The sequence below is a fragment of the Pseudomonas sp. GZJR-8 genome (assembly GCF_002916705.1).
In the GTDB taxonomy this organism is placed as follows: Bacteria; Pseudomonadota; Gammaproteobacteria; order Pseudomonadales; family Pseudomonadaceae; genus Aquipseudomonas; species Aquipseudomonas synxantha_A.
Map to the genome: position 1 here is coordinate 33,628 of NZ_JXSI01000013.1, position 13,928 is coordinate 47,555.

The 13,928-nt window shown below is 57.0% G+C and carries 17 protein-coding genes; 4 read left to right on the plus strand and 13 right to left on the minus strand.

Features of this window, described 5'->3' with window-relative positions; genetic code table 11:
• Positions 1–12: 12 nt before the first annotated feature.
• Positions 13–315 carry a DUF1883 domain-containing protein gene (locus tag TK42_RS22200; RefSeq protein WP_003173824.1) on the minus strand — a complete coding sequence of 101 codons (303 nt, stop codon included), beginning with the start codon at positions 313–315 and terminating at the stop codon, positions 13–15.
• Positions 316–528: 213 nt separating this feature from the next.
• Between TK42_RS22200 and TK42_RS22205 the strand changes: the two genes are divergently transcribed.
• Together TK42_RS22205 and TK42_RS22210 are read left to right on the plus strand one after the other, a co-directional pair.
• Positions 529–879 (plus strand): hypothetical protein, encoded by a 351-nt coding sequence (locus tag TK42_RS22205; protein ID WP_005788197.1) that lies wholly within the window; start codon positions 529–531, stop codon positions 877–879.
• A 199-nt stretch (positions 880–1,078) separates the two neighbouring features.
• Positions 1,079–1,309, plus strand: coding sequence for a hypothetical protein (locus TK42_RS22210; RefSeq protein WP_032875489.1), 231 nt, complete (start codon positions 1,079–1,081; stop codon positions 1,307–1,309).
• 9 nt (positions 1,310–1,318) lie between these two features.
• Here the strand turns inward: TK42_RS22210 and TK42_RS22215 are convergent, their stop codons facing one another.
• The 11 genes from TK42_RS22215 to TK42_RS22265 form a co-directional block, all read right to left on the minus strand.
• Positions 1,319–1,600 carry a hypothetical protein gene (locus tag TK42_RS22215; RefSeq protein WP_032875487.1) on the minus strand — a complete coding sequence of 94 codons (282 nt, stop codon included), beginning with the start codon at positions 1,598–1,600 and terminating at the stop codon, positions 1,319–1,321.
• A gap of 149 nt (positions 1,601–1,749) precedes the next feature.
• Positions 1,750–2,721 carry a fimbrial protein gene (locus TK42_RS22220; protein WP_032875484.1) on the minus strand — a complete coding sequence of 324 codons (972 nt, stop codon included), beginning with the start codon at positions 2,719–2,721 and terminating at the stop codon, positions 1,750–1,752.
• 117 nt (positions 2,722–2,838) lie between these two features.
• Positions 2,839–3,378 carry a fimbrial protein gene (locus TK42_RS22225; protein WP_103735139.1) on the minus strand — a complete coding sequence of 180 codons (540 nt, stop codon included), beginning with the start codon at positions 3,376–3,378 and terminating at the stop codon, positions 2,839–2,841.
• An 11-nt stretch (positions 3,379–3,389) separates the two neighbouring features.
• Positions 3,390–3,869, minus strand: a complete 480-nt coding sequence (locus tag TK42_RS22230) for a fimbrial protein (RefSeq protein WP_103735221.1) — start codon at positions 3,867–3,869, stop codon at positions 3,390–3,392.
• A gap of 29 nt (positions 3,870–3,898) precedes the next feature.
• The gene (locus tag TK42_RS22235; protein WP_103735140.1) at positions 3,899–4,393 is read right to left on the minus strand and encodes a fimbrial protein; all 495 of its coding nucleotides are present in this window, start codon (positions 4,391–4,393) and stop codon (positions 3,899–3,901) included.
• Between the two features lie 10 nt (positions 4,394–4,403).
• The gene (locus tag TK42_RS22240; RefSeq protein WP_032875475.1) at positions 4,404–4,976 is read right to left on the minus strand and encodes a fimbrial protein; all 573 of its coding nucleotides are present in this window, start codon (positions 4,974–4,976) and stop codon (positions 4,404–4,406) included.
• Positions 4,977–4,996: 20 nt separating this feature from the next.
• Complete coding sequence (locus tag TK42_RS22245; protein WP_103735141.1) at positions 4,997–5,758, minus strand: fimbria/pilus periplasmic chaperone; 762 nt, start codon at positions 5,756–5,758, stop codon at positions 4,997–4,999.
• The gene (locus tag TK42_RS22250) at positions 5,755–8,367 is read right to left on the minus strand and encodes an outer membrane usher protein (protein WP_103735142.1); all 2,613 of its coding nucleotides are present in this window, start codon (positions 8,365–8,367) and stop codon (positions 5,755–5,757) included. The genes TK42_RS22245 and TK42_RS22250 overlap by 4 nt, the downstream gene beginning before the upstream one ends.
• A gap of 19 nt (positions 8,368–8,386) precedes the next feature.
• A complete protein-coding gene (locus TK42_RS22255; RefSeq protein ID WP_032875469.1) occupies positions 8,387–8,947 on the minus strand; it encodes a fimbrial protein in 561 nt (186 codons plus the stop codon).
• Between the two features lie 47 nt (positions 8,948–8,994).
• Complete coding sequence (locus tag TK42_RS22260) at positions 8,995–9,516, minus strand: fimbrial protein (RefSeq protein WP_032875466.1); 522 nt, start codon at positions 9,514–9,516, stop codon at positions 8,995–8,997.
• A 507-nt stretch (positions 9,517–10,023) separates the two neighbouring features.
• Positions 10,024–10,209, minus strand: a complete 186-nt coding sequence (locus TK42_RS22265; protein WP_103735143.1) for a hypothetical protein — start codon at positions 10,207–10,209, stop codon at positions 10,024–10,026.
• Positions 10,210–10,521: 312 nt separating this feature from the next.
• Between TK42_RS22265 and galU the strand changes: the two genes are divergently transcribed.
• Positions 10,522–11,361, plus strand: a complete 840-nt coding sequence (gene galU, locus TK42_RS22270; RefSeq protein ID WP_003173830.1) for a UTP--glucose-1-phosphate uridylyltransferase GalU — start codon at positions 10,522–10,524, stop codon at positions 11,359–11,361.
• 105 nt (positions 11,362–11,466) lie between these two features.
• Positions 11,467–12,825 (plus strand): glutathione-disulfide reductase, encoded by a 1,359-nt coding sequence (gorA, locus tag TK42_RS22275; protein WP_103735144.1) that lies wholly within the window; start codon positions 11,467–11,469, stop codon positions 12,823–12,825.
• Here gorA and TK42_RS22280 read toward each other — a convergent pair whose 3' ends face one another.
• Entirely contained in the window at positions 12,826–13,833 is a 1,008-nt protein-coding gene (locus TK42_RS22280; protein WP_032875454.1) for a DNA-binding protein, read from the minus strand.
• Positions 13,834–13,928 lie beyond the last annotated feature (95 nt).

The window sequence follows — 13,928 nt, forward strand, 5'->3', positions numbered from 1 at the left end:
TCAGTTGCTGGTTCAGCTCAGCTTGGTGCTGGTGCGACGAACGATGCGGATCTTGTGGGACAGCGCTGGCTTGCGGGTCACGCTGATGGCGCGACGAGTGACCACATCAAGGGTGATGTTCCAGAAGCCGGTGCTGGGTGCAGTGATCTTGGCCGGGAATTTATCGAATGCACCGCCGTGGTAGGTATGGCGCCCGCCATTTTTGAAGCTGCGAAAGTTCGCATCGCTCATCAAGCGGATGTTGCAGGTCTGTGAACATTCGATAACGACAATGTCTCCCTCGTTGAGGTGCTCACGCTGGTGAATGAATTTCATGCGGGTGTCTCCAGAAGGGCTTTTTCTGAAAAATCAGAACGATACGTAGGTTAAGATGGAGTTTATCAGCCCCAGCGCGTTTATTATCGGGCCGTCGTCGACGACTTCGACAATTAAAAACAGTTATTTACCGTGTTATCAGAGATAAATCCTACGTTGCTGGGAGAAATTTACCATCCTCGCTGTCGTAGGGTCTTTATCGGAGGTTTTAGTATGAAGTGGAGTGTGTTGGTGCTGGCCTTGGCAATTGCTGGGTGTGCTTCGGTTGCAGATATCAAGCAGACCCCGCCAACGTTGGTGGTCATCTCAGGGAAGAAACCGCAGGAATATGCGGCGTGTGTTGTGCGCAAACTGGAGGCGACCCGTCGGCCGCCACAGATCGAACCCCATAAAGACGGTATCCAGGTCATCGTGCCGCAGAAGTTTTCGGCGGACCCTTCTGCGATCTTCGAAATCGAAGACCGCTCCAGTGGTAGCAGTATCAAGCTCTATGAAAGCATGTCCAACGTGCCGATCCGGCCGGGCGACGTGAAGAAAGCTGGGGAAGAGTGCATTTCCGGCTGAGTCTGGTTGCGCTGGCAAGGCGTCTCACCCTACGCACTGAATCCGATAAAAAGCCCCGATCCTGCAGGATTGGGGCTTTTTTTGCCTATGCGTCCGTGCTGATCGGGCAGGGCATCCGTTAAACTGTCGTGCATTCACTATAAAGATGCCGCTCAAACCTTGGGTTCGAGCGGCATTTGTTCTTTCTGGAAAGCCCGTTATGAAACGAGAACACGTCAAAGCCCGTCAGGCCGAAGGTCAGATTTCGGCGACCCATGTCATCCAGAACCCCGCCGATCTGGGCGAGTGGATCGTATTCTTCAAGAAAAGCGGCGGCCGCAGTTACTTCCTGGTAGACGATCAGGACGAGGTCGAATCATTTGCACGCCTGGATGACCTCATCGAAATCTTGCGCGGCCTGGGTATCAAGTTTGCCGAAGTGCATCTGTAGCCCGGCGGTTTACTTGCACACCACCACCACACTGCGGCCCTTGAAATTGCCTACGTCCTGGCCCAGGGTCTTGTCGCTGTCCTTGAGGGCTGGCGTGCCGTTGGTGCCGACGATGCGGTAACCGGTGCCGGCACAAGAGGCGTCAGCTTTCTCGTAGCAACTGGCCCATGAGTTGGCCTCGCCCGAGCAGTCGATAGTCAAGCCTTGTTCGCCATTTTTCAGCAAAGTGTCGGAAGCGGTCGTGCAGCCGGCAAGTGCTAGTACCGCAGTCAGTGCCAGGATTTTTTTCATAAAAGGTCTTCGTCGAGAGGGTAGAGGGCGCTGACACTATCGTGGGGCGTTGGCGCGGATTATAGCGAACTGCCACCTGGTGTGCAGTCGCCGTTGCAAGTACTGCGCTTGCGCACCTTTGGTTAGCGTAAGTCAGCTGTTGGTGGCCGTCAGGGCACTCCCATCACCAGCACGCCGCTCCCGCTGATTGCCCCAGCTGCAGGGAGCGAGCCCGCTTGTCCCACCAGCGAAAACGTCACATCATCGCCTCCTACACTGTTGGTAATTTGGGTCAGGAATGAACCGTTGACTCGAACCGCAGAGCCTGCACGTACAAGGGCGGTACCTACGTTGGGGTTGGTCATTGTCAGGAGCCGATTATCAAACGACGACGGGATGCCTTTGTAGGTGATGGTTATCGGCGTGGTAATTCCGCTATTCGGGCACGAGTAGCTTAGCCTGCGGTTGGTGCGAATGGGCGTGGTCAGTGGATCGCTGCCGATCGCCCGCTGGTTTACGTCGCCGAAGTTGATCTCGATCGGGTTGTTATTGTTGATCGTGCAAGTCGATGGGGAGACGCCGAAGTTGTTCGCAGCGGTGTACGTGAGTACGAGCCTCGTAGTTCCCGAACTGTAATTGTTCGTTTGGTAGAGATTCAGCATGCCCAGGACATCCCCTCTTTGAACCTCGATAGGGTTGCTCGGATCGTTTCGCAGCAAGATATAGGGGGCCACACTGATGGGATACGCCGCACCGTTATTAGGCATGGTCGCGATCCGGATGTTAAACGGCACTGGAGTGTTATAAAACGCGCCGTTTATGCGTAAGCCGGTACCTTGGTTGGAAAATTTCGGACCGGGCACCCAGGGAGGGCCGGCTGGCGCCGCTGTTCCCCAAAAGTCTATGCGCGTAGGGTGAGCAGCCCAGAAGGTAAATCGGCAGTCCAGCCACGCGCCTTCAAGAATGATACGGGTGCTGTCCGAGCCGAGACTAACGTTGACGGGGACCTGCAGGTTAAGAATTCCGCCGTCGCCTACGTATTGCCATGGTCCGCCATTAACGCGGCAATCCGCTGCTCGCACGGTCGTGGTGACACTACTCAGCAGCACGAGAAGCACTATAGCTCCATAGAGTTGTTTCATTTTTGATCTCTCATTGCTCCTCTGTCCGCAGGTCGCTGCGCAGGTATACAGCCCCGTGCTGAAACCGTCCGGAAGAGAGTTAAGGGTTTGTCCATGCCGTTCTCTGCCGAGGAGCGGCTACGGATAGTCCAACGTAAAAGTAGAGGTCACCCTGTACACGCCTTGCCCGATGGTCTGGTCACTGATGGCCTGCGGCTCGCCCTGCACAAAGGCTTTAAGCGCGATCACATTGCTGCCGTCACTCAACACCTGCGCATCACTGACGGTGTTCAACGGCAGTGGCTTGTTGCTCGGCGTCTCTATGCCAACCCCGATACCCGAGGCGCCACTTCCTGCGTCCAGCGCGAGCATTCCGGGCAGCGCGGCATTTTCCCTGCCGCCAAACGTGATGGTGACGGTGGAGCCAACCGTGGTGTCGCAGTTCTCCAGGTGCAGCCTGAAATCTTTGCCCTGTGAGCGTGTGTTGATGTAGAGGTGTTTGCTGGTGACGTCCCAGAGTTCCAAGGTGACGGCATCGTCACCAGGACGCAGCGTGCAAGCCTCCTGAACCAGGTTGCCCTTGAAGCTCAGATTGTCCGCTGCTTGTCCCTCGCCGATCAGGCCCAAGGCCAGTATCAGCGCAGTAGACGGCCAAGCTGTATGGCGCTTGTGTCCCATTGATTCGACTCCTACTGGTATTCGGCCAACAGCGTGGCCACCGCCGTAAACCTTGCGGGTGCCAGGGTTGCCCTCGGCTGTTTGACCGGGACCACTTCCAGTACGGGCGGTGACGACAGGATGATGTCCAGGGGTGTGTTGAGTGGAAACGGCTGGTTATTCTGGAAAACCCGAATGCCCAGCTCCGGCACGCTGGTCTGTACGGCTGAACCGTCAAACGATGTGGCGGTACCGTTGACGCTTAACTTCAGCTCCCATGGCAGGGTGTCGGTGCCGCAGCTAATGGTGTAGCCGACGCCCTGGCGGTACCTCACACCGTCGACACGCTTTATCCCGACATCACCAAAATCGACTTCAATCGTGTTGCCGGCATCAATGGTGCAAGGCGGCGGCTCATTCAGCGTGCCGCTGAAAGTCAGGTTGGCTGATGCACCACTGCAAAAGCCGATGGAACACAAGGCGAGCATCGCTCTCTGCGGCCAAAGGGTCATGGCTCGGTTCTCTTTATCGGTGATCGATTTCATTGGTAATCCACCACCAGAGTGGCCGCCGCATCGAATGTTCCACCGGTCAAGGTGCTGCCTGCGCGTTTGACCGGTACTGCCTGCACCACCGGAACGTTGGGATAGGTAAAGTTCACCGCCGTGTTCAAGGGCCAATCAGCGCCATTGATGAACAGCTTCACGCCAAGATCCGGTTTGCGGGTCACGAGCACGCGATTGTCAAACGTGGCACTCGTGCCCTTGAGTTCCAGTGTCAACGCATTACTGAAAGGGGAGGCGCAGGTGACGGTGTAGGGCACATATCGACGGTAGTTGACGCCGTCAATCCGAGAGGTCAGCAGGTCATTGCCAAAAGGCACGTTGAGCGTGCTTCCGCTGTTGATGACACACGGGGGCGGCGCGATGATGACCGCTCGGATGGTCAGGTTGGTATCGGCCTGAACCCCCTGGCTGAGCGCCAATAGCAGGTTGCTCGCGATAAATACAGCCCACGAACCGTTTGATTTAGCCATTGCTCTGCTCTTACTCATAATTGAGCCTGAAATCCACCACGGCGCGGAATGCCCCGCTGGACAGTGGCGCGGAGGTGCGAGTGGGCCGGACGTTCCAGGTTTTGGTGTTGCCGCCCAGGGGCAAGAACAGCGGTTCGCCCCTCGATCCCAGTTGTACATCCCGCCCAAGCGAGTCGGTCAGCTGCAGGCCCATCCCGGTGATGCCTTGCACTTTGACCAGCCGTGAATCATCGGCATCCGCAGGCGCAAGGAATGCGACCGATAGCACCGGCTGAAAGGCACTCCACGTAAGATTGCCGGTGCGTTCACTGCGGATGCTGCCGGCGGTGCGATTGCAATCGGTAAAGCGCAACTGGAACGCCACCTGGTTTGCCTGATCGCCGGGCCGGCGTAACTGGCTGGTGGATACCACGCCCAGGTCAATGGTTTGATGCAGCGAGTTCATTTCCAGGCTGCAAGGTGTTTCATGCATGGACCCGGAAATATTCAGCACGCCATTCATACCCTCGACATCCGCGGCCTGCGCACTCCCCCAACAGGCCAGTAACAGGCCGCTCAGTACCTTCATATAGTGCGGTTTCATGGCTTACTCCGGCGGCAGACTTACTGGTTAGGCGGTGCTGCTTGCAGGTTCACCTTGCAAGTCTCACCGCTGCAGGAGAAGGCCAGCAGTGGGCGTGCGCCGTAATCATTGACGTAGGCAAGATGAGGCGTGGAACCGAGGGCTTTGACCGTCGGGCCTAACGTCACCGCACCTTTGGGCGGGACCATCAGCGGCTCGAAGCCCGCGACGGTCTTGCCGTCCTTGCTGCTACGTGCGTCCACCAGCGTCACGTAGTAAGGCGTCGGGTTATTGACTTGATAACGCTCGCCTTGTCGGGTAAGGGTCAGGCGCTCCTGCCAGGGGTTGGAAACTTCTTGTTGGCTGGGCGCGATGGCTTGTGGTCGGTAGAACAATTTGATACGGGTCTGCAACGCGATTTGCAACGTGTTGGCCTTATCGGTGCGAGGTGGAATTTCCCGCAGGTTGAAGTAATAGACCGTCTCCCGGTCTTGGGGCAGGGACTTGGCTGCCGGTAACGCCTGGACCTTCACTTGGCTTTGTTTGCCGGGTTCTACGCGCTGCACCGGTGGCAACACGATCAAGGGTGTGGTTATCTTCTGGCCTTGCTCATCCTCGATCCAGCCTTGGGCCAGATAAGGCAGCTGGGTGTTGTTATTGGTGATGCTCACGCTGGTGGCATCCTTGCCGCCATCAAAAATCACCCGGGTACGGTCCAGGCCAATCGCTGCGGTGGCGTTTTGGCTCAGGCTGAGCGCCAGCAGTGTGAGGGTCGAGAGTGTGATGCGTATGTTCAATGTCATGATGATGTAGTCTCCGGGGCGGTGTGCTTGCCGGTCAGCTCTGCCGGCGCGGACAAGGGTTGATCGGTGACTGCCATCCGGCAGTCCAGTTGCAGTGCGTTGGTCAGGCCATCCGCAGGCAAAACGACGGGTAAGGTGAGGGTGCATTGCTCGCGGCCGCTCCAACTGACGACCATCTGCTCGCCTGGCTGAATACCGCTCAGGTAGACATTGCCGCCGTCATTCACAATCCCGGTGTCCTGCTGTTTTGTGTTTTTGACCATTGCACCGAAGGGCGGCGCACTGCCATCCGGCAGACGCAGGACAGCCATGGCTTTCTCACCGGAAATGAGTTCCAGGGCGCGATAACCGATGGCCCCTTCCGTGAGCGTCAGTTGGGTGACCGACTGGGTGGCTTCGACATTGCTCGGCAAGCGTTCCAGGTCGACACTGGCGGCCGTACGCTGGTAGCTGCTCAAATCGGAAATGACGGCCTTGCCAAACGCATTACTGCGGGTTGGCGTGCCGTAACCGCGCACCGGCACATCAGCAACACCGCCGGTATCGACCATCAGGCGGGTCCCGCCCATGCTGTTGGTACGATGCAGCGCTGCCCCGTGAGGCGTGAGCGTGCCACCGCCGCGAGCTGACATGCTGAGGCTGGTGTAGTTGCCTTGCTGCCGACTGGCAGCAAGCGTCAAGTCAGCCTGGTCACCCGCATGGCTCAGATAGCCGCTGGCCGAATTGTCGCTCGCACTGAGTTGGTAACTGTTGCGCTCATCAATGCGATCACTGTAGCGGGTTGAAAACCCGTTTTTGCCCGCGGTTCTGTTAGCGTCCAACGATAGCGTGCCGCTGCGTCCCAGTGGCACACTGACCGTCAGCGCCATACCGTTATCCTTATAGTTATAATCCTGAGTGCGGTACACGTTCAAAGACAGGCTCATGTTTTTGACGGTACCAATATTGAAATAACGTGACAGCGATAAGTTCCAACGTTGAGTCGCCGGTCGGGTCCAATAAGTTTGTTTGTTGTAACTGGCGTAGACGGTGGCACCCAAGTCTCGAAACTGCTTATTTACAGTGGCTGTATAAAGCGCCTTGCTGCCACCCACAGGCTTCCATCCACCCGTGTATTGACCGTGCTCATCGTATTTTTCGCGCCCAGCCAGTTCGCCGTTCATTCCGTAGTGACGAGCATCCAAGTATTCACTCATACTCAAGAAGTTCTTGTCGGAGAACCGGTAACCGGCAAAGGTTACTTGGCTGTCGTATTGTTCAAAGTTCTTCGAATATTGCAGGCGCACAGATTTACCGGACAGCGTTTCATTCCACACGTTGGCGTGGGATTGGGTAACATCCAGCGAGAGGGCGCCCAAAGCCAAAAGGTCACGTCCCGCCCCAATCGTTGCCGCCCGGTAGTACTTATCCGTTATAGCGCCGCCAAACAGCGACCAGCCGTTGCTGACCCCCCACGAAAACTCGCCCGTGCCAAAGAGATTACCGTCAGCGCCGTACTGAAGACTGGAAGGGCGACCAGTTGCCAGTTTGTATCGAACCTGCCCGGGGCGCGTGAGGTAGGGCACACCAGCAGTGTTGAGCTTGAAAGTCTGCACCGAGCCATCCTGCTCCTCGACGCGCACATCCAGCGTACCGGCGACGGCATCATTAAGATCCTGAATGCGAAATGGGCCGGCTGCCACCAGGGTTTCATACAGCACGCGTCCTTGTTGGCTGACTACCACCCTGGCATTGGTTTTGGCCACCCCGACCACTTCAGGGGCGTAACCGCGCAAATTAGGTGGCAACTGGCTTTCGTCCGAGTTGAGCGCCGCCCCGGTAAAACGGAAGCTGTCAAACAGATCCGAATACAGGTAGTTCTCTCCCACCAACAGGCGCGCCTTCAGCGCAGGTATTGCGCGATAAGCGTAGTAACGACTCCATTCCAGTTTTTGCTCCCCGGCAGATCTGTCCCTCGCGCTGTCGACACGCCCCTGCCAATCGGCCCGCAGGCGCCAAGCCCCGGCATTGGCACCCACGGTGCCATTACCACTGAGGTGATTGCGGGTACGCTCGTTTTTTTGAGCGTTGGACTGCGCCGTCATGTTGTAGTCAATCAAAAGCCCTGGCACCCCTTCATCCCAGCGTGCGGGTGGGTCCCAATTGATCGCGCTGTATTCAAGGTAGGCGTGGGGGAGGTTGATGCTCAGCGTGGAGGTCGCCAGATCCGCGCTGACCTCCGTACCTGGCAGGCTGTGAATGTCCAGGCACTCGCTACCTTTCCACCAGGTCAGGCTGGCCGCTTCGGATGCCTTCAGGCCCAGTTGTTCCACCAGGTCAACTGACAAACACGCCTGGCTTCCTTTGGGGTCATCCTCGGGCGGGTAAAATGCCACCGATTGCTCGGAAACAGGCTGGCCATTTATCTGTACAAGCATCGTGTAGGTGCCGGGCAAAATGAACCCGCTGCGTGCAAATCGAGACAAATCGATATTGGTGCGATCATTGAGATCAAGAACGTCCGTATTGAATTCGATATCACCGCCGGCCCATGCAGTTCCTGCCAGTGACATCAGCCCGCCAACCAGACTCGGACGCAGCTTGTTTTTGATCTTCGACGCATTCAGCATGAAAGCAACCCATCAATGTTCAAAAGTATTCCAACTTGAATCGCACGGCGACGCGATGTGCGCCAGGTGCCAGCGGCAGCCCGTTACCCACCAGCCGCAGCGTGTAGTGAAGTGTCATGTCACCTTCCGCCAAGGGGTGCGGCGCCATCTGCTCACCCGGAACACTCTCCTGGCCGGCCGAATCCCAAATATGGAAGGCGATCCCCTGTGAATCACCAAAGGCGGCAAAGGAGCGGCCTTCTCTGTCGCGAGGGCCGTCAAACGTGACGCGCAGATGTTGCCAATCAGGCAACGTCGCCCCTGGGCGATGCGGGTCGGGACGGGTCAGCGAGCAATTGACCAGGCGCAACTCGAAAGGGTGAGGCTCTCCCAACGCATTGCGTAAAAGCCGACCTATGGGTTCGGGCGTCATTTCAATGGATTGATCAGCACTGGTCAGCTCCAACCCGCAAGCCGAGTCAACGACTTCTCCGCCCAGCGTGACCACACCCTCGCCCTGTGCAAGCGTCTGCGCAAAAACGTAAGGGCTGATGAGCATCGCCAGCGACGAGGTGATCGCTAGACTTATGAATGTTTTCACCGCTATCTCCACCAGCCCCCCGCCACCGAAAGTGGCGGGGGGAAAACTTACTGATAAGCCAAGGTGAAATTAGTGACTGCACTGAAATCGCCCGGGACGATGTCGCCGGTAGCAGCGCCTTGAACATAGGCGCCGAACTCCAGGGTGTTATCACCGGTAGAAATGGCCTGGGGCACCGTCGCCACACCGAGCTGAACAGGGCTGCCGCCATGGGTCATCATGATGCCCACGCGGCCTGCACTACCGACGGTGCCGATCGCCCCAGGGACGTCGGTTGACGGCGCCGCGGTAAAGGTTGTGGTCACGGTGTTGTCGGTGAGGCCCGCCAGGTCACAGCCTTCAAGCTCTATCAGCACACGGCGGGCTTCAGACTTTCCGCCTGCCTGCAATTGATGCTTTGCGATTGCGCCCAGGTGAACGCTCTGATCTACGGATTCAGGCTTGATGGAGCAGGCCCCCGAGTGGACCGATCCCAGAAAGGTAATGGTCCCATCTGCCGCGTTAGCTCCAGAAATCGAGCCCGCGAACAGCCCGAGGGTAAACAGCGCAGTTTTGAACTTGGTTTTCATTTGCAGATGCCCGCATAAAAATGTCATTGAAGAGCCCCGTCACCATTGCGAGCGGGACTGACTGTTTCACCCCAAACGTAGCTCCCGGAACGCCGGCCAGTCGTCGGCCGAGTCGGCTGTTGAATAATCACAGTTTCCAACTAGTTGTATTGCAATTCACGGGTACGCTCGAAGTGGAAGTGATTGTGCTGTGTTGCCATGAGAAAGTAAGTCGGCACATTCCGTTAGTTGTGTAGCTACACGGTGTAAGGATATATAGGAAGGATATGGCGATTTGCCAAAAAGCTGATTTTGACTGTAGGAAATGAGCCACACTCTAATAAATAAGAATATGTTAGTTGGGGCTGCGGATGTAAGAATGGGATTACGCGAACTAAAAAACAATAGTTAATTACGAAGCGAAACAACTAAGTGTCGAGGGCGGAGAGGTCGCACGGCGCCGACAAATACAGGCGTCCAAAAAAAAGCCCCGTCGACCGGAGCTTTTTTGTGGCGGTGTGGCGAGGCTTACTTGTTTTTCGGACGTTTGCTCGACGCGTGGCCTGCTTCATCCACAAACACTTCAGCTACGGCAATCGCCTGGCTCTCGATCGCAAATGTTCCGGCAACGCTGTCGCCGTGAAAATTGATCAAGTGCCAGCCGTCTGCACGCTGCGTGATCAGGTAGCCGTTTACACCTTTGGGTTCTGACATCTATTGGCAATCTCGTGGTCTGATTCAAGGCGGCCATGATACCGGCAAACGGCTAGGGGGGGGGCGCAAGTTGTTGCAGGTCAGTGCCAGGCGGCGAAAAGCGTGCTAAAACCATTGCAGCCCTTTTAAATAAAGGGGGGGCGGGTGTGTTTCGTCTGATCGTGGGCAACCCCTTTGCAAGATCAGCGGAACTTACGCCGACATTTTTTCTCTATGATGACATCGCAACGCCAGCAGGACCCATTGTAAGGTGACTGCGGCCTGATTAGACTGCGCCGAATTCCGTACGCACAGCCCTTTGTAAGGACTCATATGATCAAGAAATGCTTGTTCCCAGCAGCCGGTTACGGCACTCGCTTCTTGCCAGCGACCAAAGCCATGCCCAAAGAGATGCTGCCGGTGGTGAACAAGCCACTGATTCAGTACGGTGTGGAAGAAGCCCTGGATGCCGGCCTGAACGAGATCTCCATCGTTACCGGCCGCGGCAAACGCGCCCTGGAAGACCACTTCGACATCAGCTATGAGCTGGAAAACCAGATCAAAGGCACCGACAAGGAAAAATACCTGGTCGGTATCCGTAAATTGCTCGACGAGTGCTCGTTCTCCTACACCCGTCAGACTCAAATGAAAGGCCTCGGCCACGCTATCCTTACCGGTCGCCCGCTGATCGGTGACGAACCGTTCGCCGTGGTTCTGGCGGATGACCTGTGTGTGAACCTGGAAGGTGATGGTGTGCTGACCCAGATGGTCAAGCTCTACCAGAAATACCGCTGCACCATCGTTGCGGTGATGGAAGTCAACCCAACCGAAACCAACAAGTACGGTGTTATCGCCGGCGACGATATTGGCGATGGCTTGATCCGCGTGCGTGACATGGTCGAGAAGCCAGCGCCGGAAGATGCTCCGTCGAACCTGGCGATCATCGGTCGCTACATCCTCACCCCGGACATCTTCAAGCTGATCGAAGAAACCGAGCCGGGCAAGGGTGGCGAAATCCAGATCACCGATGCACTGTTGAAGCAAGCCAAAGACGGTTGCGTAATTGCCTACAAGTTCAAAGGGCAGCGTTTTGACTGCGGTGGCGCCGAAGGCTACATCGAAGCAACCAACTTCTGCTACGAGCACTTCTACAAGACTGGCAAGGCCTACTGATTCACGCTTGCCGCACTGTTTCAAGAGAAAGCCACCTTCGGGTGGCTTTTTCGTTTTTCAGCCCCATGTAAGTCGGTATGCTGGTGTCCTGCCGAGGAGAGTGAAATGGCCTACGATTTTGACCTGTATGTAATTGGCGCCGGTTCCGGCGGTGTTCGTGCGGCGCGCTTTGCCGCAGGCTTCGGTGCCAAGGTGGCCGTTGCGGAAAGCCGCTATCTGGGCGGCACCTGTGTGAACGTCGGCTGCGTGCCGAAAAAGCTGTTGGTGTACGGCGCGCATTTTGCCGAAGACTTCGAGCAAGCCAGTGGCTTCGGTTGGTCATTGGGCGAAGCGAACTTTGACTGGGCAACCCTGATTGCCAACAAGGATCGCGAGATCAACCGTCTTAATGGCATATATCGCAACCTGCTGGTCAACAGCGGGGTGACCCTGCATGAAGGCCATGCGCGTCTGGTAGATGCGCATCAGGTAGAGATCAACGGCGAGCGCTTTACTGCCAGGCACATCCTGATCGCTACCGGCGGCTGGCCGCAGATCCCGGAAATTCCAGGGCGTGAACACGCGATCGGTTCCAATGAGGCGTTCTTTCTTAAAGAGCTACCCAAGCGCGTACTGGTGGTGGGTGGTGGTTACATTGCAGTGGAATTCGCCGGAATTTTCCATGGTTTGGGTGCCAACACCACCTTGCTGTATCGCGGCGACCTGTTCTTGCGCGGCTTCGACGGTTCGGTGCGCACCCATCTGAAGGACGAGCTGACCAAGCGCGGGCTGGACCTGCAGTTCAATGCCGATATCGAGCGCATCGACAAGCAAGCCGACGGTAGCCTCAAGGCCACCTTGAAGGATGGCCGCGTGCTGGAAGCCGACTGTGTGTTCTATGCCACCGGCCGCCGCCCGATGCTCGACAACCTGGGGCTGGAAAATACCGGTGTGAAGTTGGACGAGCGCGGCTTCGTTGAGGTGGACGATCTTTACCAGACCGCCGAACCATCGATCCTGGCCATTGGCGATGTGATTGGTCGGGTGCAACTGACGCCGGTCGCCCTGGCTGAAGGCATGGCCGTGGCGCGGCGCCTGTTCAAGCCAGAGCAGTACCGTGCGGTGGATTACGCCAACATCGCAACGGCGGTGTTCAGCCTGCCGAATATCGGCACCGTCGGGCTGACGGAAGAAGACGCGCGCAAGCAAGGCCACAAGGTGCAGATCTTTGAAAGCCGTTTCCGGCCTATGAAGCTGACCTTGACCGACTGCCAGGAAAAGACCCTGATGAAACTGGTGGTCGATGCCGACACCGACAAGGTCTTGGGCTGCCATATGGTCGGTCCGGATGCAGGCGAAATCGTGCAGGGGCTGGCGATCGCGCTCAAGGCGGGCGCGACCAAACAGCATTTCGACGAGACCATCGGCGTGCACCCGACGGCGGCCGAAGAGTTCGTCACCATGCGCACGCCTGTGGCCGATTGATCAGGATGGTTGTGCTGTCTCTGGCGCCGTTGCAACGGCGGCGGCCAGGCGCAGCGCGTCGATGCTGGCCTGGGCCTTGATCAGGTCCAGTTCCAGTGCCTTGTTGCGCTGCTGATTTTCAAGTAGCGCCTCCTGGCGTGCCTGACTGTCCAGTGCTGCAACCCGCAGGCGCTCCTGAAGCAGGGCGCGCTCGCTGTCGATCTTGCTCAGATGCTCATTGAGCTTGAGTTGTGCGGCCTGATCCTTGCGGGTCTGATCCTGCAATGCGTTCAGTTCCTTGGTGGTCACTCGCTGCTCAATCAGCAGGCGTTCATTATCGCGATGCAGTTGGGTGATTTCATCCTGGCGTACGAGTGCGCTTTGCTGAGCCTGGCGCAATTCGGCTTGAACCTGCTGCAGCTGGCCTTCATGGCGACGCTGCTCTTGCTCGCGCTGTTCCTTTATCGCGTTGCGGTAATGCTCAAGCGCGTCGCGTGCGTGCAGGTGTTTCTCTTCCAGTGAGCGAATCTGTTCGTCCTTGTCGTTGATCCGCAACTCGTAATCACTGCACGCCTGGCTCAACCCGGCGTTACGGGTTTGCTCGGTTTGCAGGCTGGTGCTGACGGTTTGCAGCGCAGCGCTTTCTTCCGCCAGGGCTGCGGCCTGGATATCAAATTGCTGCTTGAGCTGAGTGTGTGCCTCTTCAAGCGCCTCAACCTGGGCGAGCAGGGCGGTTTTCTGCTGTTCAAATTGCGCCAGCGCCAAGTCAATCGGCTCCTGAGCCTTCTCTTTCAGGCGCTGGGCCAGACGTGCAACCAGCTCGCCTAGCTCGTCGTCAATCGGCGCCTCGGTAATGGTCAGCCGGGTTTCACTTTCGTCCAGCTCCTTCAAATAGCGATGAATAGTGGTTTTGGAACCGGTATTACCCATCTCGATCCGTACTGCGTCGATGCTGGGGTTTTCGCCGCGGGCAAGGATTGCCAAGCGTGCGGTTTGAACTACTGCTTTGTTTATGCCGCCGCGAGCCATGGAGTCTCCGTCGATTTAGTACTGTGGTACATGGTATGTATATACATACTTTAACACGTATAAAAAATCGTTGAAATTCATGATTTAACAGATGG

Bases quoted from the DNA above. Each gene is read 5' to 3' on its own strand.
- TK42_RS22200 (WP_003173824.1), bottom strand. From the start codon at position 315: ATGAAATTCATTCACCAGCGTGAGCACCTCAACGAGGGAGACATTGTC.
- TK42_RS22205 (WP_005788197.1), top strand. From the start codon at position 529: ATGAAGTGGAGTGTGTTGGTGCTGGCCTTGGCAATTGCTGGGTGTGCT.
- TK42_RS22210 (WP_032875489.1), top strand. From the start codon at position 1,079: ATGAAACGAGAACACGTCAAAGCCCGTCAGGCCGAAGGTCAGATTTCG.
- TK42_RS22215 (WP_032875487.1), bottom strand. From the start codon at position 1,600: ATGAAAAAAATCCTGGCACTGACTGCGGTACTAGCACTTGCCGGCTGC.
- TK42_RS22220 (WP_032875484.1), bottom strand. From the start codon at position 2,721: ATGAAACAACTCTATGGAGCTATAGTGCTTCTCGTGCTGCTGAGTAGT.
- TK42_RS22225 (WP_103735139.1), bottom strand. From the start codon at position 3,378: ATGGGACACAAGCGCCATACAGCTTGGCCGTCTACTGCGCTGATACTG.
- TK42_RS22230 (WP_103735221.1), bottom strand. From the start codon at position 3,869: ATGACCCTTTGGCCGCAGAGAGCGATGCTCGCCTTGTGTTCCATCGGC.
- TK42_RS22235 (WP_103735140.1), bottom strand. From the start codon at position 4,393: ATGGCTAAATCAAACGGTTCGTGGGCTGTATTTATCGCGAGCAACCTG.
- TK42_RS22240 (WP_032875475.1), bottom strand. From the start codon at position 4,976: ATGAAACCGCACTATATGAAGGTACTGAGCGGCCTGTTACTGGCCTGT.
- TK42_RS22245 (WP_103735141.1), bottom strand. From the start codon at position 5,758: ATGACATTGAACATACGCATCACACTCTCGACCCTCACACTGCTGGCG.
- TK42_RS22250 (WP_103735142.1), bottom strand. From the start codon at position 8,367: ATGCTGAATGCGTCGAAGATCAAAAACAAGCTGCGTCCGAGTCTGGTT.
- TK42_RS22260 (WP_032875466.1), bottom strand. From the start codon at position 9,516: ATGAAAACCAAGTTCAAAACTGCGCTGTTTACCCTCGGGCTGTTCGCG.
- TK42_RS22265 (WP_103735143.1), bottom strand. From the start codon at position 10,209: ATGTCAGAACCCAAAGGTGTAAACGGCTACCTGATCACGCAGCGTGCA.
- galU (WP_003173830.1), top strand. From the start codon at position 10,522: ATGATCAAGAAATGCTTGTTCCCAGCAGCCGGTTACGGCACTCGCTTC.
- gorA (WP_103735144.1), top strand. From the start codon at position 11,467: ATGGCCTACGATTTTGACCTGTATGTAATTGGCGCCGGTTCCGGCGGT.
- TK42_RS22280 (WP_032875454.1), bottom strand. From the start codon at position 13,833: ATGGCTCGCGGCGGCATAAACAAAGCAGTAGTTCAAACCGCACGCTTG.